The sequence below is a fragment of the Crenothrix polyspora genome, assembly GCF_900163755.1.
GTDB lineage: Bacteria > Pseudomonadota > Gammaproteobacteria > Methylococcales > Methylomonadaceae > Crenothrix > Crenothrix polyspora.
Genome location: NZ_FUKI01000126.1, coordinates 140,741 through 163,763, shown reverse-complemented (window position 1 = coordinate 163,763; position 23,023 = coordinate 140,741). Strand labels below are relative to the sequence as shown.

The window sequence follows — 23,023 nt, the reverse complement described above, 5'->3', positions numbered from 1 at the left end:
CTTGGAAATCGGTATGTTAAATTATATGCAAATTCTGGGTAGGGGGGTGCGGAATGTCGGTTCGAAAGCAATTTGCTGGCTTATATCGAACTGCTTCTGTTCATTCTGGTATCGATGACTTACCTAAACGCTATGGAAGAGCGCGGTATTTTTGATGGTCTGCGGATTTGGCTGCTTAACAAGCAATTTAACTACCGGCAATTGTTTTGGATAACCGGCTTTCTGGCCTTTTTGCTTTCTACCGTGGTTAGCGGCCTTGCGGTTGGCTTATTAATGGGGGCGGTAGCGTCGGCGGTAGGTAAAAATAAAAAGCAATTCATTGGGATAGCCTGTGTCAATATCGTTGTTGCTGTCAATGCAGGTGGGACATTTAGCCCGTTGGGTGGTATATCGACGCTGTTTGTCTGGCAAAATAAAATCCTGCACTTCGCAGATTTTTTCGCTTTGGCGCTGCCCTGCTTGGTCAATTTTCTCGTTCCCGCCATCATCATGCACTTTTTTGTTCCCAAAGAAACACCCGCCGCATCCAGTCGGAAGATAAATCTTAGGCGCGGAAGTAAGCGGATTTTATTTTTTTTCGCGGTGACACTAATGATTACAGTGTGGGCTAATGTCTACCTTGAACTACCTCCCGCCGCTGGCATGATGGCGGGGTTGGCGTTGTTGCAGTTTTTCAGCTTTTATCTGACCAAGACGGTCAAGAACCAGGAAAGCCAGTATGCTTATGCGTATAAATTTTTTGGGGTGGATGTACCTGTTGACAACGAAAAGCAGGATTTTGATATTTACAAGAATGTCGGCAATATGGAGTGGGATACCTTGCTGTTTTTTTATGGCGCGATGATGATTATTGGCGCATTGAGTTTTATCGGCTACCTGGATGCCATTGCCGGTTTTTTATACGGCCAAAATCATCCAACCAATGCCAATATCATCATCGGATTGTCATCGGCTTTTATCGATAACGGCACGCTGATGTTTGCCGTGCTCAATATGCACCCGAACTTGCCACATGGGCAGTGGTTATTGCTCACCTTGACACTGGGTGTAGGCGGAAGTTTGTTGGCGATTGGTTCAGCGCCAGGCGTTGGTTTACTCGGCCAGATCAAAGAGGGTTATACCTTCGGCTACCACATGCGTTGGATGCCTACTATTTTGCTAGGCTATGTAGCCAGTATTTTTGTACATTTTTGGATTAATGCCCGTTATTTTTAATTCAATATTCTTCATTCTCTGCGCCTCTACGGAGGCGTAATTATTTTTAGTTATTGATAATATTTATTTTATCAACAGCAATTCCCAGCGACAACTCACCTTTTAACAAACCCACTAACTCCTTACCCGCCATACTAAAACGCCAGCCGTGCAACAACGGGCATTCATCATCGTCATCAAATAACAATACTTCCAAATCTTTACGACTGGCCAAAATACTCGGATTCAACTGGTTTTCTTCTGCGCGTATCCGTACTAATGCCGTCAAAATATCCAAAATGGCTTCTTGTTGCTGAGATTTTTTCGCAGATCGCCCCGTCAAGCTCAACGGAATGGGTGGACGCAACTTAGCCTCGCTCACCAATTTACTCAGCGCGACACCGTGCCGACTGATAATCCGCATATCCATACCACGAATATCGGCTAACTGTGCCGGTGTTTCAGGTTGCAATTTAGCAATATCAAAAACAATTTCATCGCGTAATAACCAATTTTTAGGGCGATTTTCAGCTTGTGCAGTTCTTTCTCGCCATTCTGCCAAGGCCTGCACAATAGATAATTGCTTACCAGTTAACTTGTTTTTACCTTTAATTTTTAACCACGCTTTTTCAGGTTCAACCAAATAAAGTTCAGGATTTTCCAACGCTGCAAAATCGTGTATCAACCAATCAGTACGTCCAAGCTCAGCTAGCTTCTGTATCATGACCTGATAAATTTGGCACAAATAAATCACATCATCGGCCGCGTATTGAATTTGTTCTTCATTCAACGGGCGTTTGCTCCAATCCGCACGGGTATGGGCTTTATTTAAATTGACGTTTAAAAAACTGGATACCAACATGGCATAGCCAGGATTATCCTGAAAACCCAATAAAGGTGCTGCCACTTGGGTATCAAACACGGGTGAGGGTAATTTACCGGTGATTTGATGAAAAATCTCTAAATCTTGCCGACAGGAATGAAACACCTTAATAATATTGGGATCATAAATCGCATCAAACAACGTTTCCAGTTGCGGTAAGGCAATCGGATCAACGCATACAACCCACTCTGGCGTAGCAATTTGCAATAAGCAAAATTTAGGGTAATAGGTTTTCTCACGTAAAAACTCCGTATCCAGCGCCAACCAAGCGGCTTGCTTAATTTGCTCGCATAATAGCGGCAACTGCTCTGCGGAATCGATATATTGGATAGTGGTCATAATGGTTGACTGTCACGACAAGTATTTTATCGCGGTGTCTCCGAAGTCCTAAATAATATTGGCTGAAGGGATTAATTCGAATCGGGATCAGCAAGCGTAACCGCTCGTGGTTTGCCGCGCCGAAAACGATTATAGTTATGTTTTTTGCTGCGCGATTTTAATCGTTTTATATTAAGCTGTTGTTGATTAAATTCCACCGATCTTAAATGCTGAAAAATATCTTGCGGCATGTCATCCGGCAATTCGACCAGTGTGTATTGACCGTGGATCATAACATTATTAATGTTATTTTCATCGACTCCAGATTCTTCAACCAATAGTTTTTTGAGTTGTGTCAGCGTTAGCTGGTGTTTTTTACCGATGTCCAATCGATAACGCAGCATTTTTATAGCAGGCATAACAATATTAAGCGCCGATAATGTTGTTACCGTGTGATTATCGGTCTCTGCGCGTAAAGTGTTTCCCACAGAATTAGACACGCTTACCAAGGGTAGAATAATCGCATTGTCTGCCATTAACAGCGCAGCGCTTGCACGCTTATCTTTTTGAATAATAGCCAACAAAGCAGCGGCACAATCCAAAAAATCAACCGCCAAATCATCTGCCAAAGAAAGAAGTAATACGCGTTGCGCGTGTAAATCTTGATTGCTTAAAATTACCTGCAATCTGGCTTTTAATTGCTCACTCTCTGTAACAATACTGGGCAGTGCTTGATGTGTACTCATCCTGAAGTGGTATCTTCTAACGTTTAGATCACGTTAGATACGATCCTCGTAAATTTCCACAAACGATTCATCGCGCAATCGCCGTAACCACAGCTCGGTTTCTTCTTCAATTTTGCGTTTGCGTATGGCTTCTTTAACAAAATTTTTCTTATTTTGGTCGCTGTTATCTTTATTTTCACGGCCTAACACCTGAAGGATATGCCAACCAAATTGGGTTTGTATCGGCTCACTGATTTCATTGACTGCCAGCTTGCTCATACTGTCTTCAAAGGCTTTGACCATATCGCCTGGCGCAACCCAATCCAGCGAACCACCTTTTAACGCCGAGCCTTTATCATCGGATTGAGCGCGTGCCAATACCGCAAAATCATCCCCTTGAGCAATACGGGCTTTTAATGCCAACAAGCGCTTTTGCGCTTCGGCATCGTCTATCAACTCGTTAGTTTTAATTAAAATATGCCGGACTTTGGTTTTAGTAATCATTGCCTTACCTATGCCTTTAACCTCCAGCAATTTAACAATATGAAAACCACTGGGGCTACGAATAGGTTCGGTAATTTCACCTTGCGATAATTTACTGACAATATCAGAAAACAAGCTTGGCACATCAGCAATTTTACGCCAACCCAAATCACCGCCCTTTAAAGCATTGCTGTCTTGAGAGTTACTGATCGCCGCCTGAGAAAAATCTTGGCCTGCGCGTAGCTTGCTGACCAAATTATCGGCTTTGGCCTTGGCTTTTTGAATTTCCGCTGACGATGCAGCCTCTTTCACCGCAATTAAAATATGCCCCAAATGGTATTGGGTAGATTCTTCACCAAACTTATCTTGTGTTTCTAAATAGTGCTCAACCTCACTGTCGCTGACGTTAACACGGCTGCCAATTTCTTTACCACGCACCTGATTAATAATAATTTCATTACGTAAATTACTTAAAAAATCCTGATACGACAGCCCTTGGCTTTCCAGCTCAGTTTTAAACTGTTGCGTATTCATATTGTTGCGTTGCGCGATGTCAGCGGCGGCGCTGTCCAGTGCCTCTTGACTAATGTTAATACCGGTTCGCTCTGCTAATAAGCGCTGAAGCTTCTCAATAATCATTTTTTCAACAATTTGTTTACGTAACACCGACCACGGCGGCATTTCCATTTTACTGGCTTGAATTCTTTTAACCACGGTGGTTACTTCACGTTCAAGCTCACGTTCTAAAATGACATCATCTTCGACAACCGCAACGATTCTATCTAAGCGCTCTGAATACGCATTAACGCTAAGCAATAACCCAAAACCGGTTATGACGGTGACAAGCGTTTTTTTTATCTGTAGTGGATTCATCATTATTGTGGCTTCTGGTAACCATAAATATTACGTTCAAAAAAGTCATCAAGCTTTTGACCAATACCCGTTAAACCTTTTAATTCTATTTGGAAAAATACACCGGTTTGTGCTTCGGCTCCACTGGCTAAGCTGTTTGCCACCGAAGTTGTTACCGAGGAATTGGGATTGGTAAGCCCGTTAAAATAGTGTCGACCAATAATACGAAAGCGCCAGCAACAGTTTTCTTTTTCTAAACCCAAAAATGCTTCTTGAGTTCTGCCATATGCCCAGGAATATTGCCAACGCCCTATGCCATACCAGTCATCATAAATTGGCCAGCGAAAAGACGCATCGGACAGGATAATATCCTGTGTCGTATTATCGTTGTAGGGGTTATTAGGGCTGTCCGGATCTTTCAACTCAGCCGCAGTGGGTGTCGCGTGTGGTAAGTTTTCACAACCGGGTGTTGCGGGTTTATAAGCCACCCCCACGTTTTTTTCTATAACGGCATCACTGGTTCGGCATTTTGAATCATCTCTGCGGTACTGAAACGACAAATTAATCAGCTCGCCTGGGTTATTAACAAAATGCATACCAATATTACCGCGTTCCATATAGTTGGTACGCGGATTCCATTGTAAACCGGCATCCATTGAAAAATGATCACTTAATTGGCTACTGGCTTCGGCGACAAAATTAGAAAACCGTTGTTGCCTGAAAGCAGATTTTTCTGGATTCGCTTCATACGTATCACCATCTGACGTAGTCTCGTCTGAATTCCATGAAGCCAGCGTGACATCCCGATCTTGCAAATACAAGATACTGCCCACGTTAAGCTTTAAGCGCTCCTTGCCATTACGAGGGTCGATTAACCGCGATGTCAGCGCCAACGTGAATTGATTAGCATCTTGCACCCGGTCTGTACCACTGAAGCGGTTTTCCCTGAACATGCTGTTATAACGAAAATCATAAAGCCCCGAATCAAACACAGGCATATCTTTCTGACCTGTCCTTGGAATATACAAATAAAATAAACGCGGCTCTAAGGTATGTTGCAAGGTAGTGCTGGCAATATCTACATTTTTCTCAAAATATAAACCACTGTCCACAGACAAAATAGGCAATACTCTGGACACCGTGTCAGGATGAGCGTCACCCTGATTATTCAGTAAATACTGCGTATACTGCAACGATGCTTTGGGCGTAATGTAAGCCGACTCCGATTTCCACGGCAAACTCACAGAAGGTTTAATATTTAAACGCTGACCTTCGGGGACGACTGTGGTAACTGACTGAAGGTTTTGCCTTCCCGTCACTGGATTAGTTACTTTTTTTAATTCGGTGTCAGTATCATGTTGAAAATACACAAATTCACTGTCAAGCTCGGCGAAAACAGGCGTATTCATGAGATTAAAGGTGTGATCCAAGCCTAAATTAATCTGCGGCAGCATACGATAAGGCACTCTTCGACCCGTTAAGGTAGGATCGACTTTCTGATAACTCACCACCTGGGTCGTTAAGCGAATACCGTCATCAATATATTTAAGATCAGCATTACTTTTAATATACCTAAAATTAGAAAAGCTTAAAGAATTACCTAGATCAGAAAAATAATTTGAATCGGATACATAATTTAAATCCACATTCGAGGTAATTTTAGGCGAAAATCGTATCGCGTTATTTAAAGAAAACTGGTATCGGGATTTATCATAATTAGGGTTTTCACTAACCGCCGTGTCCCCCACTTTTGTATTACCCGACAACTTTGCATCATTGGGTAAAAACTCAGCACTGAACTCACCGTGTGCGCTTTCTGTCAGGTATCTAAAATCACCACCCAACAAAATTCCCCGCTCCATTAAGTAACGCGGTCTTAAGGTCGCGTCATAATTGGGTGCAATATTCCAATAAAACGGCGTACTGATATCAAAGCCATTACTGCGTGTATTATGAAATACTGGCGCTAAAAACCCTGTCATGCGCCGGTCATCCATAGGAAACGACAAATACGGCGAATAAAACACGGGGAAGCCTTTAAACTCTAACCAGGCATTTTTGGCGGCACCTTTGCCGGTTTCTTTGTTTAGTTTTAACTCGCTGGCGTGTACCGCCCAATCCTGATTGCCGGGTTTACAACTGGTATAGGTCGCATCACGGTAACGCGATAAAAATTTATTATCTCGGTAAATAGCTTTGGCGCGGCCTCTGATCGGCGTGGTGGGCGAGATAAACAAGCTGTCTCTGAGCCGTGCTTCATCGGAGGCGAGTTTTAATGTTGCCGAGTTAGTGTACATGCCGATTTCATCTTCGCTGTAAAATACATTACCGTGTAAATCCAGTATTTCAGATACGGTATCGTAATGCGCGGCCTGCGATGATGCACGCTGATCGGCACGACTTATATCAACATTACCCACATAATTACCCACTTCGTTATCAAAAACTTCCGAGTAATTAGAATTCATATCCAACGGTGATTCTTCGCGCAGCTTTTTATCCGCAGGCTTGTTTTTCCGCGCACTGGCTTCTACGCTGCACGTTGCCCACGGATCAACGGGAAATCGATCGTTTAAATTACTGAAGATACTTTCTTCCTGACGATCAAACACCGGTGCCAGCAAACGCCAATCAAAGTCGTCATCACTGGACTTTACGGTTTTTGGCTTACCTTTAGGGTCAGCCCCGACCAATTTACAATCCCAATTTTCTTTTGCATCCACAGCGCCACAATGCCAGCCAGGATCAGTCGACGATTGTGCAGGCGTAACATCAGTCGCACTAGCTTTTTCGGCAACAACGGGAATGTCTTCCACTGTAGTATCGGGAATCTCTACCGGCTCTTTCGCTGCCGACATAGCGTCAAGCGCTTTAGTTACTGTAGTGGGCGTACTGGTTGTAGGCTCAGTGGCGGGGGGCTGAAGGCTGACCGGCGCAGTTTTAACAACAGGCGCTACCCTAAGTTTAACAGGCTCAACTTTACTAGCAGGCGCTAAAGCGCCTGGTTTTTCCGGAATCGGTTGCATAGCTGGCGCAGCAACACTCGCCCTGTTTTTAACAAGCGGTTTGTTACCAAGTTGCTTAGCTGCATCGACAGGCGGTGTTGGGTTTTTATCGCCCATACAAACCCATTCTTTGCTATTCTTATCTTGTTGGCAATTCCAAGCGTCATCACTGGCCAAACTGGCTTGTGACAGCAGTGTGGGTAAACAAACCCAAAATAAACGACGAACCATAGGCAGTGTAAGTCTTGTGACGTAATGAATCGTGAATCAAAATAAAACATCCAGTGAGCATTTTAACCCAATTTGCCGCTGCATTATAACTAATCTACCCTAAGCAGCATGATGATTGAAGACTTAAGAATACTGGCCATGCGTGACTGGCTCGAGAACGATTTACTATTAACCATTTTAAGCTGCGTACCGGCTTCTAGCGATGCCAGTTTTCGGCGTTACTTTCGTGTAACCACACCCGAACAACAATTCATTGTGATGGACGCACCACCAGCACAGGAAAATGTCGAAGCGTTTATTAAAGTCGCAACTTTATTAAGTGGCTCGCAAGTCAATGTACCGACGATTTTTCAGCACAATATCACTGATGGTTTTTTGTTACTGCAAGATTTTGGCACACAATGCTTTTTAGATAAACTTAGCACCGACAATGCCACGGCTCTGTATCAAACGGCATTCGATAGCTTAATTACCCTGCAAACTAACACCGTTACCGAAACAGCCCCGCTGCCCCGTTACGATAATGCTTTGTTAACCCGCGAACTGGCTATCTTCAAAGACTGGTATATTGATCAATTACTGGACAGTAAAATCCCCGACGCGCTTTGGCAAAACACACAAAATATTCTGATAACTTCCGCATTAGAGCAACCCAGCGTCTGTGTACACCGAGATTTTCACTCGCGTAATTTAATGGTCACTACTGAAAACTGCCCTGGTGTAATTGATTTTCAAGATGCGGTAATAGGGCCTATTAGTTACGACATCGTATCTTTATTAAGAGATTGCTATATTGCCTGGCCAGAGCAACAGGTGGATGCGTGGATGACGCTGTATCATCAGCGCCTTGTTGATGCCACGTTAATTACTTGCACAATAGCGCAATTTAAACGCTGGTTTGATTTAATGGGTATGCAACGCCACCTTAAAGCCATCGGTATTTTTTCACGCTTACATTTAAGAGATGGCAAATCCGGTTATCTTAACGACATACCGCGCACGTTACACTATGTGTCACGCATTAGCGCCAGCTACCCTGAACTGAGTGAATTTTCAAATTACTTAAATACCCAGCTAATGTTTAAGCAAGGTTTGTCCGCATGAAGGCGATGATACTGGCCGCAGGGCGCGGCGAAAGAATGCGGCCTTTAACCGATCATACGCCTAAACCGCTATTGACCGTTGCAGGCAAGCCATTGATTTTTCACAGTATTAACCAATTAGTCGCCGCAGGTTTTAACGAATTGGTGATTAATCACGCACATTTAGGCTATCAGATTGAAGAGGCGCTAGGTAATGGCAGCGACCTGGGTGCCCGCATTACCTATTCTTCTGAAGCACAGGGCGCACTGGAAACGGCTGGCGGTATAGTCCAAGCATTGCCATTGCTGGGTAATGCGCCATTTTTAGTGATTAACGGCGATATTGCTACCGACTTTCCTTTTGCTACCCTTAAAAACGTAAGCATTGATTTAGCCCATTTGGTGCTGATAGATAACCCACAGCACAACCCACTGGGCGATTTTGGTTTGGATAATAACGGCTGCGTGAATACCAGTGACACAGAAAAATTTACTTTCAGTGGTATCGGCATTTACCATCCTGATTTATTTAAAAACACACCGCCTGGCAAAAGTAAACTAGCGCCGTTATTGCGTGCCGGTATGGTAAATCAGCGTGTTTCTGGGCAAAAATACACCGGCTTTTGGATGGATATCGGTACGCCTGAACGTTTACAAGCATTAGATCTGTATTATCGACACCCAAAAAACGCTTAAACAGTACCTGACTAATGGTTTGGTATTGCGTGTAAAAAGCCGGTAATACCACAGCTTCAAGCCCTGCATATTGATAATCATAGCTTTTTACAAAAAGCAGAAAATAAAAATGCTATTGTCACAATCTTGTCATATAACTTGAATATGCTTATTATGTGTTTGTTATAAAACCTCCTAACAATCTTATTTATTGAGAGTCGAGAATGAAATTATTTAAAACCAAAGGTTTGATTGCCGCGATAAGCCTAGCATCGGGTCTTATAATGGCCGGTAGCGCCAGTGCAGTGCAAACTGTGGATGCAGGCTTACCGGATTATCAAAAAGCCAGCGGTATTTCTGGTAATTTATCGAGCGTAGGTTCTGATACCTTAGCAAACTTAATGACTTTATGGGCAGAATCGTTTAACCGCGAATACCCTAACGTCAACATTCAGATTCAAGCAGCGGGTTCTTCAACTGCGCCGCCTGCGCTAACAGAAGCCACCGCAAATCTTGGCCCTATGAGCCGTGAAATGAAAGACGACGAGCTGGAAGCTTTTGAAAGTAAATACGGCTATAAACCGACCGCGATCCCTGTTGCCATTGATGCCTTGGCCGTTTTAGTCAATAAAGACAATCCTGTTAAAGGCATGACAATTGCTCAAGTGGATGCCATTTTTTCATCGACACGCAAATGTGGCGCAGAAGCCGATATTGATACCTGGGGCGGTGCTGGTGTTGCCGAATGGGCGGCAAAACCCATTCAGTTATACGGGCGTAATTCGGTGTCCGGTACTTACGGTTATTTTAAAGAAAACGCCCTATGCAAAGGCGACTTTAAAAGCAATGTCAATGAGCAACCAGGATCGGCTTCTGTAGTGCAGTCAGTCACATCATCGACTAATGGTATTGGCTATTCTGGTATCGGCTACACCACTTCTGGCATAAAAATGGTGCCTTTAGCTAAAAAAACTGGCGAAGCTTTTGTTGAAGCAACGCCTGAAAATGCAATTAACGGCACATACCCGTTAACGCGTTATTTGTTTATTTATGTCAACAAAAAACCTAATACCGCTTTAGCGCCATTAGAAAATGAATTCATTAAAATGGTATTGTCTAAAACCGGCCAAGAGGTCGTTATAAAAGACGGTTACGTGCCTTTACCTGCCAAAGTGGTAGAAAAAGCCTTAGCACTGATAAAATAAGGTACTGTTGGCTTTTTATCATACTGATTTTACATCATAAATTAGCTAACATTTAAAGCCTCAATACATGGCATACCAAACGGCTGAGATTTGCAGATCAAATCTCGGCCGTTTTTTTTGCTTTTTGTTATATCATTGTCACATTTTAAACTTTAGACCTTTGCCATGTCGGATATAAACGCACAGAAAAAAAAATCGTCAATGCAGAAGTCGGATCGTGATATTCATGAACGGTGGCGATTACTGAAAGATTCTATTGCAGGCTATGGTGTGATATTAGGCGGCTTATCGGTTATTGTTGCCGTGGTGTTAATCTTCTTTTATTTGCTGTACGTGGTTTTTCCTTTATTTTTGCCCGCCAGTGCAGACTCCACCAGTCAATACGCCGTACCAGAAGCTACGCAAGGTAAAACCGTGTTGCTGGATATGGAAGAGCAAAATAAAGTGGCGGTGCGTTTTACCGACACGGGTCAAGTGATATTTTTTGATGTCGCTACCGGTAAAACCCTGCTTAATCAAAAAGTCGCTATACCCGACGGCGTACAAATCACCAGTTTTTCTCAGGCCAGTCCCGTCAGCGAAAACACCGTGGTTTATGGCTTGTCTAACGGCCAAGTCATTATCGTTAAACACCAATATAAAATCAGTTACGTAAACGACGCACGGGTGATTACGCCAGAGCTGTTTTATCCATCCGGTGAACAAGCCCTGATTTTAGATGATACCGGCGCGGCCTTGGAAAAAATAGCCGTGGCAACCGGTGACAATGCCACCACGATTGTGGCAAAAACCGCGAATAGTACACAAGGACTCGGTAAAATTCGTCTGACTCATTTTGAAAAAGAGACCTCGTTATTTTCTGAAGAAAACAAACTAACCCGCAGCGATGCCGTGTTGGATATGCCCGCAGCCGGTATTGAAGCTATTTTAATTGATAGAAACAAAACCTCGTTGTTTTTAGTAGGCAGCGATGGCCGATTGAGTGTGTTTGATATTAGCGACAAGACTAATCCGCTGCTCAAGCAACACCAAAATGTGGTTGAATCAGGGCAAAAAATCACCCGTGTGGCATTTCTAAACGGTGATCTGTCGCTAATGATTGGTGAGTCTAATGGTTTGGTATCGCAGTGGAGTATGGTGAGAAATAAATTAAACCGCTCGGCATTGCAAAAAATTCGCTCATTTAAAGTCTCTGACAAAGCGGTGGTGGCAATACAAACAGAACAACGTCGCAAAGGTTTTGTTACCATTGATGCCGACGGCGTAATGGGAATTTACAGCTCCACTGCTGAACGTGAATTGGTTAAAAAATCAGTAGGGGAAACGCTTCCGGTGGCTGCCGCGTTATCGCCACGGGCTAATGCACTGCTGGTACAATTAGATAACGGAAAAATAAACCTCTGGAATGTTAAAAACGAACACCCTGAAGTGTCATTGGCTTCTATTTGGCAAGAAGTATGGTACGAAAGCTATCCTAAACCGGATTATATTTGGCAATCCTCTTCTGCCAGCAGTGACTTTGAGCCTAAATTTAGCTTAACACCACTGGTATTTGGTACGCTCAAAGCGGCGTTTTACAGTATGTTAGTGGCAATGCCATTAGCGTTAATGGGGGCGATTTACACGGCGTATTTTATGGCACCGCGTATGCGTCAGTACGTAAAACCTACCATTGAACTTATGGGCGCATTACCCACGGTTATTTTGGGCTTTTTAGCGGGGCTATGGTTAGCGCCGTTTGTAGAAGAACATTTGGCAGGGCTATTTTTCTTGATCATGACCGTACCGTTGGGGGTAATGATTTTTGCTTATGCTTGGCAATATTTACCCCGAAGTTTATACGAAAAAATTCCTGAAGGTTGGGATGCGGCATTTTTAATTCCGGTAATTTTATTCAGTGGCTGGTTAGCGTTTGCCTTAGCGCCTTCATTAGAATTGTTGTTATTTCACGGCTCAATGCGCGAATGGTTTAAAGCGGAATTGGGCATAGGTTATGATCAACGCAATGCTTTAATTGTGGGTATTGCGATGGGTTTTGCAGTGATTCCTACCATGTTCTCGATTGCTGAAGATGCCATTTTTAGTGTACCGAAACATTTGACAGTCGGTTCTTTAGCACTGGGCGCAACTACCTGGCAAACCATGACTAAAGTAGTTTTGCTTACGGCTAGCCCCGGGATTTTTTCGGCGGTGATGATAGGCTTAGGCCGGGCTGTTGGCGAAACCATGATTGTACTGATGGCAACCGGTAATACGCCGGTAATGGATCTCAGCATTTTTCAGGGTCTGCGTACTTTAGCGGCGAATATTGCTGTGGAAATGCCTGAATCCGAAGTCGATAGCACACATTATCGGGTGTTATTTTTAGCTGCCCTAGTATTATTTACCTTTACTTTTGTTTTCAACACGTTGGCTGAAGTTATTCGTCAGCGTTTACGCGAAAAATACAGTTCGTTATGATGAAATTATGGTTTAAAAGTGGCAAACCGTGGATATGGCTCAATGCAGCGGCGGTCAGCACCTGCCTGATTATGGTGGTGGGTTTATTAGGCTTGATTACGGTACGGGGTGTTGGTCATTTTTGGCCAGCACAAGTAGGGCAATACAGTTACGAGGCCGATAACGGTAAACAAGAAATCATCTTTGGTGAAAAAGTTGATGCCACCGTCACCTCGTTAGCGGCTGCCAAATCAGCGGGCTACAAAATGGCGGAAAACGAAGATGCCTTGATTCAATATCAGCTAAAAACCGGTAACCGCGATGTAACGGGCGCTGATTTTCGTTGGATACAAGCGCGTCGTGTTAAAGAAGAAAACTATCCTACTAATATGATGGTGATTGAGCGGCGCGAATGGGGTAATTTTTACGGTCAATTGCTGGAACTTAAAGAAAACAATACCGTGATTGCCAGTGGTGAGCAGGCCTTGCCTATCGTACAAGAAAAGTTGGCCGATGCACTGATCATGTTTAAAACTATCAATACATTGGAAAAAAAAGAAATCGGCGCGGTTAATTATGGCTTGGAGCGTTTGCGACTGGAAGAAAAAAAGCTGGCACTGGAAAATCATTTAGATACCGAAGCCAAACAACGTATTGCAGCGCAAAAAACCGATTATGATTTAAAATACAAACAGTATCAAACACAACTGGCTGAGCTTTACCAAAAAATACGCCAGCATACCTTGGTTGCCAAAACAGAAAGTGGCGCAAGTGTCACGATTCCGCTGGCTAAAGTCGTGCGCGTATACCAGCCTAATGCGATGGGGTTGTTCGATAAAATCGGTCATTACGGGGTTAAGGTTCGCGAATTTTTGACCGATGAGCCACGCGAAGCCAATACCGAGGGGGGTATTTTTCCGGCTATTTTTGGCACGGTGTTAATGGTGTTAATTATGTCAGTGATTGTGACACCGTTTGGCGTAGTTGCTGCTGTGTATTTGCGTGAATATGCCAAACAGGGTTTTGTCACGCGCTTGATTCGAATTGCCGTCAATAATCTAGCCGGTGTGCCGTCGGTGGTGTATGGTGTGTTTGGCTTAGGTTTTTTTGTCTATATCCTTGGTGGCCATATTGACACTTTATTTTTCCCAGAAGCCGCCCCTGCACCGGTGTTTGGTACACCCGGCTTAATGTGGGCATCCATTACCTTAGCGCTATTAACGTTGCCGGTGGTGATTGTATCAACCGAAGAAGGTTTGGCGCGTATTCCCAAATCGATACGCGAAGGCAGTTTGGCATTAGGTGCTACTAAATTTGAAACCTTGTGGTTAACCGTATTACCCATGGCAAGCCCTGCCATTATGACAGGTTTGATTTTGGCGGTAGCCAGAGCTGCGGGCGAAGTTGCACCACTGATGTTAGTCGGCGTAGTGAAGTTAGCCCCCACTTTACCGTTAGATGGTAACTTCCCATTTTTGCATTTAGACAGAAAATTTATGCACTTAGGTTTTCATATTTACGATGTTGGCTTTCAAAGCCCTAATGTAGAAGCGGCACGGCCTTTAGTCTATGCCACAGCGCTATTGTTAGTATTAGTGATTATCAGTTTAAATTTAGCGGCTATTGTCATTAGAAATAATCTACGTGAAAAATACCGTGCTTTGGAAGGCTAAATTTAGGCGGTGAAAGCCCAAATTACAAACGCTTTACTAGAAATGACAGACTACAATACAAAAATACCGACTCACATAAGGTTAAACGAATGGCAGCACAAGAATCACGTACCCACGCAATCGACATGAATTCTGTTTTGCGTGGACAAAGCAAAAAAGCCCCACCCACTGAAGTGTGTGTAAGAGTAGAAGACTTGAATTTGTTCTATGGACAAAAACAAGCGCTGCATAATGTTACGATGGATATGCCCAAAAAACGGGTAACCGCTTATATTGGCCCTAGCGGCTGTGGCAAATCCACCTTGTTGCGCTGCATTAATCGCATGAACGACTTAGTGGACAGCGTACGAATCGAAGGTAAAATATTAATCGACAATGAAAATATTTACGATAAAAGCGTTAACGTAGCAGCATTGCGTCGGCAGGTGGGCATGGTATTTCAAAAACCCAACCCATTTCCTAAATCAATCTTTGAAAACGTGGCTTATGGCTTACGTATTCAAGGTGTTAACGATAAGCGTATACTGGAAGAAACCGTCGAAAATGCATTACGCGGCGCGGCGTTGTGGGACGAAATGAAAGATCGCTTAAATGATAATGCTTTAGGCATGTCCGGTGGCCAGCAGCAGCGTTTGGTGATTGCAAGAGCTATCGCCATTGAGCCAGAAGTGTTGTTATTAGATGAACCGGCCTCGGCGCTTGATCCCATCTCCACACTAAAAATTGAAGAATTGATTAACGAATTGAAAGAAAAGTACACAATTGTTATCGTCACCCACAATATGCAGCAAGCTGCGCGGGTATCGGATTACACTGCTTTTATGTACATGGGGGAATTGATTGAAATGGGCACAACCAGTGAACTGTTTACTAACCCTCGCAAAAAACAGACAGAGGATTACATTACCGGCAGGTACGGATAAGAGGAATAAAGTGTGGACAATGGGAAAATAGGGCAACACATATCAGGTCAGTTTAATAAAGAGCTGGAAGACATTCGCAATAAAGTATTAACTATGGGTGGTTTGGTTGAACAGCAAATAGAATGGGCTGTGCAAGCATTTACCAACGGCGATGCCGAATTGGCAGAGCAAGTTATCAGGCAAGATAATCAGGTTGATGATCTTGAAATAGAGATAGACCGCGAATGCAACCAGATTTTGGCATTAAGACAACCGGCCGCGTTCGATTTACGATTGTTAATTACCGTGATTAAAGTAATTAACGAGTTGGAAATTGTCGGAGATTTATCAGAAAGTATTGCCAAAATGGCGATTTCTATCGCCGATATTGAAGGTTCGGGAACTAAAAAAGACAGTTATTACGAATTACAGCACATGGCGGATTTGGTCAGAGGCATGCTGCACGATTCGCTGGATGCGTTTGCCCGTATGAATGTTGATGATGTGGCACTCATTACTGGCCGCGATGAAAATGTTGACCGTGAATATGTCAGCATCTTTAGGCAATTAATTACTCATATGATGGAAGACCCGCGCAATATTACCCGCACCATAAACGTGTTATGGACGGTGCGCGCTTTAGAACGCATTGGCGATCATGCCTGTTATGTGTGCGAACATTTAATTTACATGATGAAAGGCAAAAATGTAAGGCATGCAACGAAGGAAGAGTTGCAAAAAGTATTGGATTACGGCAAAAAATGAGTTTTTCTAAACGACCTTACCACAACTTATGAATGCGCATTGGCACGATTTTTTACTGTCTGAACAGGCTACATTTAAAAGTATCCAAGAGGCTGTCTTTCCTGTGCGGCCATCTGATAATAAAAAACGCCTGTATTCGCTGGCACATTTAGGCGTTTTGTTGGTGTCTGGCAAAGATGCCGCCATTTTATTGCAAGGCCAAGTAACCTGTAATGTACATGAAGTAACGGCACAAAAAGCAATTTTTGGTGCCATGTGCAATCCGAAAGGTCGTGTTATCACCACTTTTTTAGCGCTTAAAAAACACGATGATTTTCTGCTTATTTTACCCAAAGTATTACTGGAATCGGTTAAAAAAAGATTGCAAATGTACGTGCTGCGCTCAAAAGTCATCTTAACGGACAGCTCGGATACTTTGTGTGTACTGGGTTTATTAACGCAAGAGCCTCCACAATCAGCGCAGTTTGCTAGCGACACGCAAGAAGATGCTATTTTCGTATCGCTGTCTGCTACGCAAAATCGCCAACTTGTTGTTGCAGATACCAACAGTGCAATCGCTTTATGGACGCAGATGACAACCCAGCAAGGTTTTCAAGCTGATAATGCTGATGCTTGGCGCTGTCTTGACATCTTGTCTGGTATTGCCTGGCTGGATATAGAAACGTCAGAAGAGCACATTCCACAAATGCTCAATGTGGATAAATTGGGCGGTATCAGTTTTAACAAAGGCTGTTACACCGGCCAAGAAATTGTCGCGCGTACCCATTATCTCGGCAAAACCAAACGGGCATTGTTTGTTGCCGAGTGTGCTAGCCCGATACTGCCGCTCGCCAATGCACCAGTGTTTGACGATAATGCCGATAATCCGCAAGCTGTGGGCAGTGTGCTTATGGCACACACTGATTCGCACAATTGCAAGCTATTACTGGTATTAAATATGACAGAAATCACGTCCACGAAACTTACCCTAGCTGACCAAACACAACTGACTTTATTAGCATGACTGATAGGTTTGACCCACAAACAGCGTTGTATTTTCGGCGATTGGCAACCATTACCATTTTTGCGATTTATCTGTTGATTCTTGTCGGTGGCATTGTACGCGCTTCAGGGGCGGGCATGGGGTGTCCTGATTGGCCCACCTGTTTTGGCCAGTGGATACCACCGACCGACGAAGCGCAACTGCCCGCCAATTATCACCAACTTTATGCTGATCGTGGTTACAAAGACACGCAATTTAATGCCTTTAAAACGTGGACGGAATACGTTAATCGGTTGTGCGGTGTTGCCATTGGCATACTAATATTTATGACCGCTGTTGCATCCAGAACTTACCGCAAGACTGATAACACGGTATTTTATCTGTCGTTAACTGCATTTTTTTTAGTGGGCTTTCAAGGTTGGCTAGGCTCAACCGTGGTGGCCAGCAACTTAAAGCCGGTTATTATTACCTTGCACATGCTACTGGCCTGGTTTCTGGTGAGTTTGCTGATTTATACTGCGCTACGTTCGCAACGAAATTTTATTGCCACGCTTGATAGCAACGATTTACCAGCCAAATTTAACACAGTGTTAATGGTTGCTATGGCAATACTATTGCTGCAAGTGGCGATGGGTACACAAATACGGCAAGCAGTTGATGTGCTAGCCAATACCAAAGACAGTACAGGGCAGCTTGTGGCTATGGATCGGGCTTACTGGCGCGAAAGCTTCCCGATTGTGTTTTATGTTCACCGTTCGTTCTCATCGTTAATTCTGTTCACCAACAGTTGGCTGGTTTGGCAGCTGTATCGAACGTACCGTGGACGGGTGATGTTTTTACAACGCAGTAGCTTAGCCTTGATGGTGTGCATTATTACTGCAATTTTGGCAGGTGTCAGCTTGGATAGATTGGGTATGCCAGCCGTGGCTCAGCCTTTGCATTTATTGATGGCTAATCTCATTTTTGGGGCACAATTTTCGGTATTGATGTATCTGCGTTATGCAACACGGAAATCAGGTTCGGGAAAATAGTAGAACCCATAAAACCTGAATTCAATGGCATTCACCTTATACATAGTCCGCAACTACTTGACAGCGTTTTATTTGGTTGGCCTAAGGCTTAAATTGCAGGATAATAACCGATTTTTCGGCGCTATCAGGAATCATTATGAATCAAACCAGCATCACACTTGTAGAGCAATATTATGCCGCGTTTAACGGTGGCGATATGGACACTTTTTTAAACTTATTAACCGATGATGTTATACACGACATCAATCAAGGTAAGCGGGAAGTGGGTAAAGAAGCGTTTACGCAATTTATGGCATGTATGAACCATAACTACAAAGAACAGCTGGTTGATATGGTGATTATGGCAACGGCCGATGGCAAGCGCGCTGCTGCCGAATTTGTGGTACTGGGTGAATACATTAAAACCGACAGCGGCTTACCCGAAGCCCAAGGCCAAAAATACCATTTACCGGCAGGTGCTTTCTTTGAAATCCGTGATAATAAAGTGGCGCGGATTACCAATTATTACAATTTGCAGGATTGGATTGCCCAGGTAGGCGGTTAATTCGGGATGCTTTATTATGGGGATGCAGAATCTGCATCCCCAATTTTTTTAATCCGCAACGTCAATTTTTTTACGGCGGTAATTATGGCCATAAAAAATTTCGGTAACTTCTTTTTGTAATTTCTTTTGGATGCCGGTTTTTTGCTCATCACTCAAATTACTTTCTTTTTCAAACAAGTAATTTTCTAGCTCGGTTTCTTTGAGCATCATTTTGGTATGAAAAATATTTTCCTGATAGACATTAACATCTATCATTTGATAACTTTCTTGAGTATCTTTGGCAATATAATTCTGGATAGACGTAATATTGTGATCGATATAATGTTTTTTACCAGAAATATCACGAGTGAAACCACGGACTTTATAATCCATAATCACCACGTCAGATTCAAAGCTGTGTATCAGATAATTTAGGGCTTTTAACGGCGAAATACGGCCACACGTTGACACGTCAATATCGGCTCTAAACGTACTGATACCGTTATCGGGGTGACTTTCTGGATAAGTATGTACGGTAATATGACTTTTATCCAAATGCGCCAGTATGGTATCAGGCAATGGCCCTGGTGATTGGCTGTGCATGCTGGAGGGTAACTCTACATTGCCTTCCGAAATCAACATGGTGACACTCGCGCCCTGTGGATCATAATCCTGATGGGCTATATTAAGAATAGTAGCCCCAATAATCTCCGCAACATCTTTCAGAATTTGCGTGAGCTTATCTGCGTTGTAAGCTTCATCGATATATTCAATATACGCTTGCTGTTGTTCGGCAGGCGCGTAACAAATATCGTATATATTGAAACTGAGCGACTTTGTTAGATTGTTAAAGCCGTGTAATTGCAATTTATTCAAACCCGTTATACCTCGATAACTTCAAAGTCATGGGTGATTTCCACCCCCGCTGCTCCTAGCATAATAGCTGCGGAACAATATTTTTCTGCGGATAGCTTAACCGCTCGCTCCACAGTTGCTGCTTTTAAGCCGCGCCCCGACACCGTAAAATGCAAGTGCATTTTGCTAAACACACTGGGTATTGCATCGACGCGCTCTGCCGTTACTGTTGTTACACAGCCGACCAAATCTTGTCGACCTTTTTGTAAAATTTGAACGACATCAAACGATGAACAGCCGCCAACACCTAATAACAACATTTCCATTGGTCGCATGCCAATATTACGCCCGCCATGATCTGGAGGACCATCCATAACTACCGCATGGCCGCTGCCTGTCTCGCCAACAAACATCACGCCGTCTATCCATTTAATTGTTGCTTGCATGATAAGCCCCCAGGCAATAAATGTCGCATAGGGTAGCATATAAATAGGCAAATATTGATTTTTTGTTAGAATCGCCTAGTCTAAAGGTAATCTAAAAGGAATTATCTCAAAAAAAAGCCAAATGACATCTCTTAATGAACAAAATATTGAAAACAGCTTACCACTCTACGAAGAGCCTTTAGATCAATTCTTAAAGTATTGTCATAAAAAACATTACTTTGCAAAAGCCATTGTTATTCAACCTGGCGACACCGGCGATTATCTGTATTTTATTATTGATGGCTCAGTGAGTATTTATGCAGAAGATAAAAACACGGGCCAAGAGCTGGTTTTGGCGTATCTTAATAAAAATGAATTTATTGGTGAAATAGGGGTTTTTAAAAATATAGGCAGTCGTAAAGTAACCGTTAAAACAAGAACCGTTTGTTATTTAGCAGAAATAAAATACGCACGCCTGCATCAATTGCTGAAAAAAGAGCTGCGAGAATGTGCCGCCACTTTGCTCTATATACTGGGCAGTCAATTGGCTAATCGTTTATTATTAACCAGTCGTAATTTATGTGATCTGGCATTTATGGACGTAGAAGGCCGAGTAGCCAGAACGCTATTAGATTTGTGCAAAGAACCAGACGCTATCACACATCCTCACGGTATGCAGTTACACATTACCCGCCAAGAGATTGCACGTATTGTTGGTTGTTCAAGAGAAATGGCTGGTCGTGTACTAAAAGAATTAGAAGATAAAAAGCTCATTACTGCACATGGCAAAACCATTGTGGTGTTAGGCGTGCGTTAATAATTGCTGCGCTCACATCAGCTTCGAGTAATCGCGCACTGCGCTAAAATAATCTCTGCAAAATTGGCTATGTCACCCGTATAAATAACCACCAATCGCCCCACGCCATCATCAGACACTCTTTGCGCTAAACGCGTTGGTAGGTAAAGCCTCCCTGCCACACCTTGTATCAGTAACGGCTGTGGGCACTCTGGCGTGTACACCAGACCTTTTAATCTGACTAGTTGCTCACTGTAATATGTCGTTAAATAGCTTAACGCGGTGTGCAATTGTTGCCAAGACATAGCAACTGGCAATGGTACGCTGATAGTATTGAAGGCGTGGGCTGCCAACAAAGGTAATTTATCTTTAAGCAATGGCCGAATTTTTTTACCCGTGTTTAAAATGACATCGACATCAATGTCGCCTTGCACGGCCATCAAGTGCATTGCTGCTGGCGCTAACTGATCCAGTTTTGCTTGAATGCTTTGTTGTTGAAAAGCGTCAGCTAAATCAGTCTGGGTTAAAACCACGCTGTCTGCCCAGGCAATTTGAGCGGCTACTTCAGGAAAACGTTCAAAGTGCTGTACATCCATAATGGCAGATACCGTGGTGATAGCACTTTGCACGCTGTAACGAGCTGATAACCAGCGATCTTTCAATAAAATATCCAATACGGATTCAGGATTGGCAATGCCGCTGGTTTCAATAATCACCCGCTCAAAATAGTTATTATTAGCATCCCAGGCCATGCGTAGATTTTTTAACAGGGGCGTTAACGAGCCGCGCACTTGGCAACACAAACACCCACCCACCAAGGTTGATAGGGGTACTTTGTGCTGGCGCAGTAAGTGTTGGTCAATGCCGGTTGCGCCAAATTCGTTAATAATAACGGCTGATTTGGGTGCGTGGCTTAGTAAACCATTGAGTAAGGTGGTTTTACCACTGCCGAGAAAACCGCTGATGATGATGACCGGAATGCGGTGTATCGGTTTAATCTTGGTTGATAATTTGGTAGCCTGCATTACCTTTTATCTCGCTGGTTACAGTATGTCAATATAAGAGGTGCTGCGACACTTAGGCGTAATCTTGCACTTTTGTTTGGCTACAATTAGCATAACTACTGCTACAAGCATTAAGTCAGCGCATGATTTACTGCTGACAGCTAAGGCAAAATACCGTCGAACGATTGGACAGTCTTACTTCTTGCAAAGGGTGTTGACAGTGAACACACGGCAAACCCGCACGGCCATACACGCGCAACTGCTGCTGAAAATAGCCCGGTTTGCCCGCTTCGTTGACGAAATCGCGCAGTGTTGTGCCGCCTTGCTGTATGGCGTTGGCCAACGCTGTGCGGATGCAGTCGGCCAGTTTTGCATACTCGGCCAAAGTAATCTGGCCAGCGTGTTTAAGTGGATGAATACCGGCCATAAACAACGCTTCATTGGCATAAATATTACCGACACCCACCACCACATGGCTGTCCATAATGAAAGATTTAACCGGCACTTTGCGATTCTTGGATTTTGTGTGTAAATAGTCGCCGGTGAAATCAGCCAGCAACGGCTCTGGGCCTAAATCTTTGAGTAGCTTATGTTCGGTAATTGGATCGGTTGTCCATAACACCGCACCAAAGCGGCGCGGGTCGTTGTAACGCATAATGATAGTGTCGGCGAAGACAAAATCGATATGATCGTGGGTTTTAAGGTCTTGCTGGCTATTGACTATCCGTAGGCTACCGGACATGCCTAAATGGATGATCAGCGTGCCTTTGTCCGTTGTAAACAGCAGATACTTTGCACGTCTACTCACCGTGTGTAGGGTTAATCCGGTGAGCGTATCGTGTAGATTACTTGGCACAAGCCAGCGTAACCGAGGTTGACGCACAATTACTTGCTGAACGATTCGTCCGGTAATGTGGGGGGTAACCCCCCGACAGACCGTTTCAACTTCGGGTAATTCTGGCATAGGAAATTAGC

At 43.6% G+C, this 23,023-nt stretch carries 19 protein-coding genes and 1 pseudogene; 12 read left to right on the top strand and 8 right to left on the bottom strand.

Annotated elements, in window-relative coordinates; translation table 11 throughout:
- Positions 1 to 63: 63 nt before the first annotated feature.
- Positions 64 to 1,215: pseudogene (gene nhaD / locus CRENPOLYSF2_RS12080) on the top strand (sodium:proton antiporter NhaD); the annotation flags it as partial.
- 46 nt (positions 1,216 to 1,261) lie between these two features.
- On the opposite strand, the gene rnd reads toward nhaD, so the two are convergent.
- The 4 genes from rnd to CRENPOLYSF2_RS12060 all read right to left on the bottom strand — a co-directional run bounded on the left by rnd (position 1,262) and on the right by CRENPOLYSF2_RS12060 (position 7,691).
- Positions 1,262 to 2,416, bottom strand: coding sequence for a ribonuclease D (gene rnd / locus CRENPOLYSF2_RS12075; RefSeq protein ID WP_087144187.1), 1,155 nt, complete (start codon positions 2,414 to 2,416; stop codon positions 1,262 to 1,264).
- 71 nt (positions 2,417 to 2,487) lie between these two features.
- Positions 2,488 to 3,141 carry a DbpA RNA binding domain-containing protein gene (locus CRENPOLYSF2_RS12070; RefSeq protein ID WP_087144186.1) on the bottom strand — a complete coding sequence of 218 codons (654 nt, stop codon included), beginning with the start codon at positions 3,139 to 3,141 and terminating at the stop codon, positions 2,488 to 2,490.
- A gap of 33 nt (positions 3,142 to 3,174) precedes the next feature.
- Positions 3,175 to 4,479: a peptidylprolyl isomerase gene (locus CRENPOLYSF2_RS12065; protein ID WP_087144185.1), complete on the bottom strand. Its 1,305-nt coding sequence runs from the start codon at positions 4,477 to 4,479 to the stop codon at positions 3,175 to 3,177.
- Positions 4,479 to 7,691 carry an LPS-assembly protein LptD gene (locus tag CRENPOLYSF2_RS12060; RefSeq protein WP_087144184.1) on the bottom strand — a complete coding sequence of 1,071 codons (3,213 nt, stop codon included), beginning with the start codon at positions 7,689 to 7,691 and terminating at the stop codon, positions 4,479 to 4,481. Before CRENPOLYSF2_RS12060 ends, CRENPOLYSF2_RS12065 begins: the two co-directional genes overlap by 1 nt.
- A 138-nt stretch (positions 7,692 to 7,829) precedes the next feature.
- Here CRENPOLYSF2_RS12060 and CRENPOLYSF2_RS12055 point away from each other — a divergent pair, with 138 nt between their 5' ends.
- From CRENPOLYSF2_RS12055 to CRENPOLYSF2_RS12010, 10 genes are all read left to right on the top strand, one after another.
- Positions 7,830 to 8,795 (top strand): aminoglycoside phosphotransferase family protein, encoded by a 966-nt coding sequence (locus tag CRENPOLYSF2_RS12055; protein WP_245807988.1) that lies wholly within the window; start codon positions 7,830 to 7,832, stop codon positions 8,793 to 8,795.
- Complete coding sequence (gene murU, locus CRENPOLYSF2_RS12050; RefSeq protein ID WP_087144182.1) at positions 8,792 to 9,469, top strand: N-acetylmuramate alpha-1-phosphate uridylyltransferase MurU; 678 nt, start codon at positions 8,792 to 8,794, stop codon at positions 9,467 to 9,469. The genes CRENPOLYSF2_RS12055 and murU overlap by 4 nt, the downstream gene beginning before the upstream one ends.
- A 203-nt stretch (positions 9,470 to 9,672) precedes the next feature.
- Positions 9,673 to 10,653 (top strand): PstS family phosphate ABC transporter substrate-binding protein, encoded by a 981-nt coding sequence (locus CRENPOLYSF2_RS12045; RefSeq protein WP_087144181.1) that lies wholly within the window; start codon positions 9,673 to 9,675, stop codon positions 10,651 to 10,653.
- A gap of 165 nt (positions 10,654 to 10,818) precedes the next feature.
- Positions 10,819 to 13,113 carry an ABC transporter permease subunit gene (locus tag CRENPOLYSF2_RS12040; protein WP_087144180.1) on the top strand — a complete coding sequence of 765 codons (2,295 nt, stop codon included), beginning with the start codon at positions 10,819 to 10,821 and terminating at the stop codon, positions 13,111 to 13,113.
- The gene (gene pstA, locus CRENPOLYSF2_RS12035) at positions 13,110 to 14,765 is read left to right on the top strand and encodes a phosphate ABC transporter permease PstA (RefSeq protein WP_087144179.1); all 1,656 of its coding nucleotides are present in this window, start codon (positions 13,110 to 13,112) and stop codon (positions 14,763 to 14,765) included. The genes CRENPOLYSF2_RS12040 and pstA overlap by 4 nt, the downstream gene beginning before the upstream one ends.
- 89 nt (positions 14,766 to 14,854) lie before the next feature.
- Complete coding sequence (gene pstB, locus CRENPOLYSF2_RS12030; protein ID WP_087144178.1) at positions 14,855 to 15,688, top strand: phosphate ABC transporter ATP-binding protein PstB; 834 nt, start codon at positions 14,855 to 14,857, stop codon at positions 15,686 to 15,688.
- Between the two features lie 12 nt (positions 15,689 to 15,700).
- Complete coding sequence (gene phoU / locus CRENPOLYSF2_RS12025; protein ID WP_087144177.1) at positions 15,701 to 16,432, top strand: phosphate signaling complex protein PhoU; 732 nt, start codon at positions 15,701 to 15,703, stop codon at positions 16,430 to 16,432.
- Positions 16,433 to 16,460: 28 nt separating this feature from the next.
- Positions 16,461 to 17,435 (top strand): CAF17-like 4Fe-4S cluster assembly/insertion protein YgfZ, encoded by a 975-nt coding sequence (gene ygfZ / locus CRENPOLYSF2_RS12020; RefSeq protein ID WP_087144176.1) that lies wholly within the window; start codon positions 16,461 to 16,463, stop codon positions 17,433 to 17,435.
- Positions 17,432 to 18,445, top strand: a complete 1,014-nt coding sequence (locus tag CRENPOLYSF2_RS12015; protein ID WP_087144175.1) for a COX15/CtaA family protein — start codon at positions 17,432 to 17,434, stop codon at positions 18,443 to 18,445. Before ygfZ ends, CRENPOLYSF2_RS12015 begins: the two co-directional genes overlap by 4 nt.
- Before the next feature lie 136 nt (positions 18,446 to 18,581).
- Positions 18,582 to 18,989 carry a ketosteroid isomerase-related protein gene (locus CRENPOLYSF2_RS12010; RefSeq protein WP_087144174.1) on the top strand — a complete coding sequence of 136 codons (408 nt, stop codon included), beginning with the start codon at positions 18,582 to 18,584 and terminating at the stop codon, positions 18,987 to 18,989.
- 48 nt (positions 18,990 to 19,037) lie between these two features.
- Here the strand turns inward: CRENPOLYSF2_RS12010 and speD are convergent, their stop codons facing one another.
- Together speD and CRENPOLYSF2_RS12000 are read right to left on the bottom strand one after the other, a co-directional pair.
- Positions 19,038 to 19,844, bottom strand: a complete 807-nt coding sequence (gene speD, locus CRENPOLYSF2_RS12005) for an adenosylmethionine decarboxylase (protein ID WP_087144173.1) — start codon at positions 19,842 to 19,844, stop codon at positions 19,038 to 19,040.
- Positions 19,845 to 19,849: 5 nt separating this feature from the next.
- Entirely contained in the window at positions 19,850 to 20,269 is a 420-nt protein-coding gene (locus CRENPOLYSF2_RS12000; protein ID WP_087144202.1) for an OsmC family protein, read from the bottom strand.
- A gap of 121 nt (positions 20,270 to 20,390) precedes the next feature.
- Here CRENPOLYSF2_RS12000 and crp point away from each other — a divergent pair, with 121 nt between their 5' ends.
- Positions 20,391 to 21,065, top strand: a complete 675-nt coding sequence (gene crp, locus CRENPOLYSF2_RS11995; RefSeq protein WP_087144172.1) for a cAMP-activated global transcriptional regulator CRP — start codon at positions 20,391 to 20,393, stop codon at positions 21,063 to 21,065.
- A 17-nt stretch (positions 21,066 to 21,082) separates the two neighbouring features.
- On the opposite strand, the gene CRENPOLYSF2_RS11990 is transcribed toward crp, so the two are convergent.
- Together CRENPOLYSF2_RS11990 and mutM are read right to left on the bottom strand one after the other, a co-directional pair.
- On the bottom strand, positions 21,083 to 22,069 hold the full coding sequence (locus CRENPOLYSF2_RS11990) for a CobW family GTP-binding protein (protein ID WP_087144171.1): 987 nt from the start codon (positions 22,067 to 22,069) through the stop codon (positions 21,083 to 21,085).
- Positions 22,070 to 22,196: 127 nt separating this feature from the next.
- Positions 22,197 to 23,012 carry a bifunctional DNA-formamidopyrimidine glycosylase/DNA-(apurinic or apyrimidinic site) lyase gene (gene mutM / locus CRENPOLYSF2_RS11985; RefSeq protein ID WP_087144170.1) on the bottom strand — a complete coding sequence of 272 codons (816 nt, stop codon included), beginning with the start codon at positions 23,010 to 23,012 and terminating at the stop codon, positions 22,197 to 22,199.
- Positions 23,013 to 23,023 lie beyond the last annotated feature (11 nt).

Bases quoted from the DNA above. Each gene is read 5' to 3' on its own strand.
- rnd (WP_087144187.1), bottom strand. From the start codon at position 2,416: ATGACCACTATCCAATATATCGATTCCGCAGAGCAGTTGCCGCTATTA.
- CRENPOLYSF2_RS12070 (WP_087144186.1), bottom strand. From the start codon at position 3,141: ATGAGTACACATCAAGCACTGCCCAGTATTGTTACAGAGAGTGAGCAA.
- CRENPOLYSF2_RS12065 (WP_087144185.1), bottom strand. From the start codon at position 4,479: ATGATGAATCCACTACAGATAAAAAAAACGCTTGTCACCGTCATAACC.
- CRENPOLYSF2_RS12060 (WP_087144184.1), bottom strand. From the start codon at position 7,691: ATGGTTCGTCGTTTATTTTGGGTTTGTTTACCCACACTGCTGTCACAA.
- CRENPOLYSF2_RS12055 (WP_245807988.1), top strand. From the start codon at position 7,830: ATGCGTGACTGGCTCGAGAACGATTTACTATTAACCATTTTAAGCTGC.
- murU (WP_087144182.1), top strand. From the start codon at position 8,792: ATGAAGGCGATGATACTGGCCGCAGGGCGCGGCGAAAGAATGCGGCCT.
- CRENPOLYSF2_RS12045 (WP_087144181.1), top strand. From the start codon at position 9,673: ATGAAATTATTTAAAACCAAAGGTTTGATTGCCGCGATAAGCCTAGCA.
- CRENPOLYSF2_RS12040 (WP_087144180.1), top strand. From the start codon at position 10,819: ATGTCGGATATAAACGCACAGAAAAAAAAATCGTCAATGCAGAAGTCG.
- pstA (WP_087144179.1), top strand. From the start codon at position 13,110: ATGATGAAATTATGGTTTAAAAGTGGCAAACCGTGGATATGGCTCAAT.
- pstB (WP_087144178.1), top strand. From the start codon at position 14,855: ATGGCAGCACAAGAATCACGTACCCACGCAATCGACATGAATTCTGTT.
- ygfZ (WP_087144176.1), top strand. From the start codon at position 16,461: ATGAATGCGCATTGGCACGATTTTTTACTGTCTGAACAGGCTACATTT.
- CRENPOLYSF2_RS12015 (WP_087144175.1), top strand. From the start codon at position 17,432: ATGACTGATAGGTTTGACCCACAAACAGCGTTGTATTTTCGGCGATTG.
- CRENPOLYSF2_RS12010 (WP_087144174.1), top strand. From the start codon at position 18,582: ATGAATCAAACCAGCATCACACTTGTAGAGCAATATTATGCCGCGTTT.
- CRENPOLYSF2_RS12000 (WP_087144202.1), bottom strand. From the start codon at position 20,269: ATGCAAGCAACAATTAAATGGATAGACGGCGTGATGTTTGTTGGCGAG.
- crp (WP_087144172.1), top strand. From the start codon at position 20,391: ATGACATCTCTTAATGAACAAAATATTGAAAACAGCTTACCACTCTAC.
- CRENPOLYSF2_RS11990 (WP_087144171.1), bottom strand. From the start codon at position 22,069: ATGCAGGCTACCAAATTATCAACCAAGATTAAACCGATACACCGCATT.
- mutM (WP_087144170.1), bottom strand. From the start codon at position 23,012: ATGCCAGAATTACCCGAAGTTGAAACGGTCTGTCGGGGGGTTACCCCC.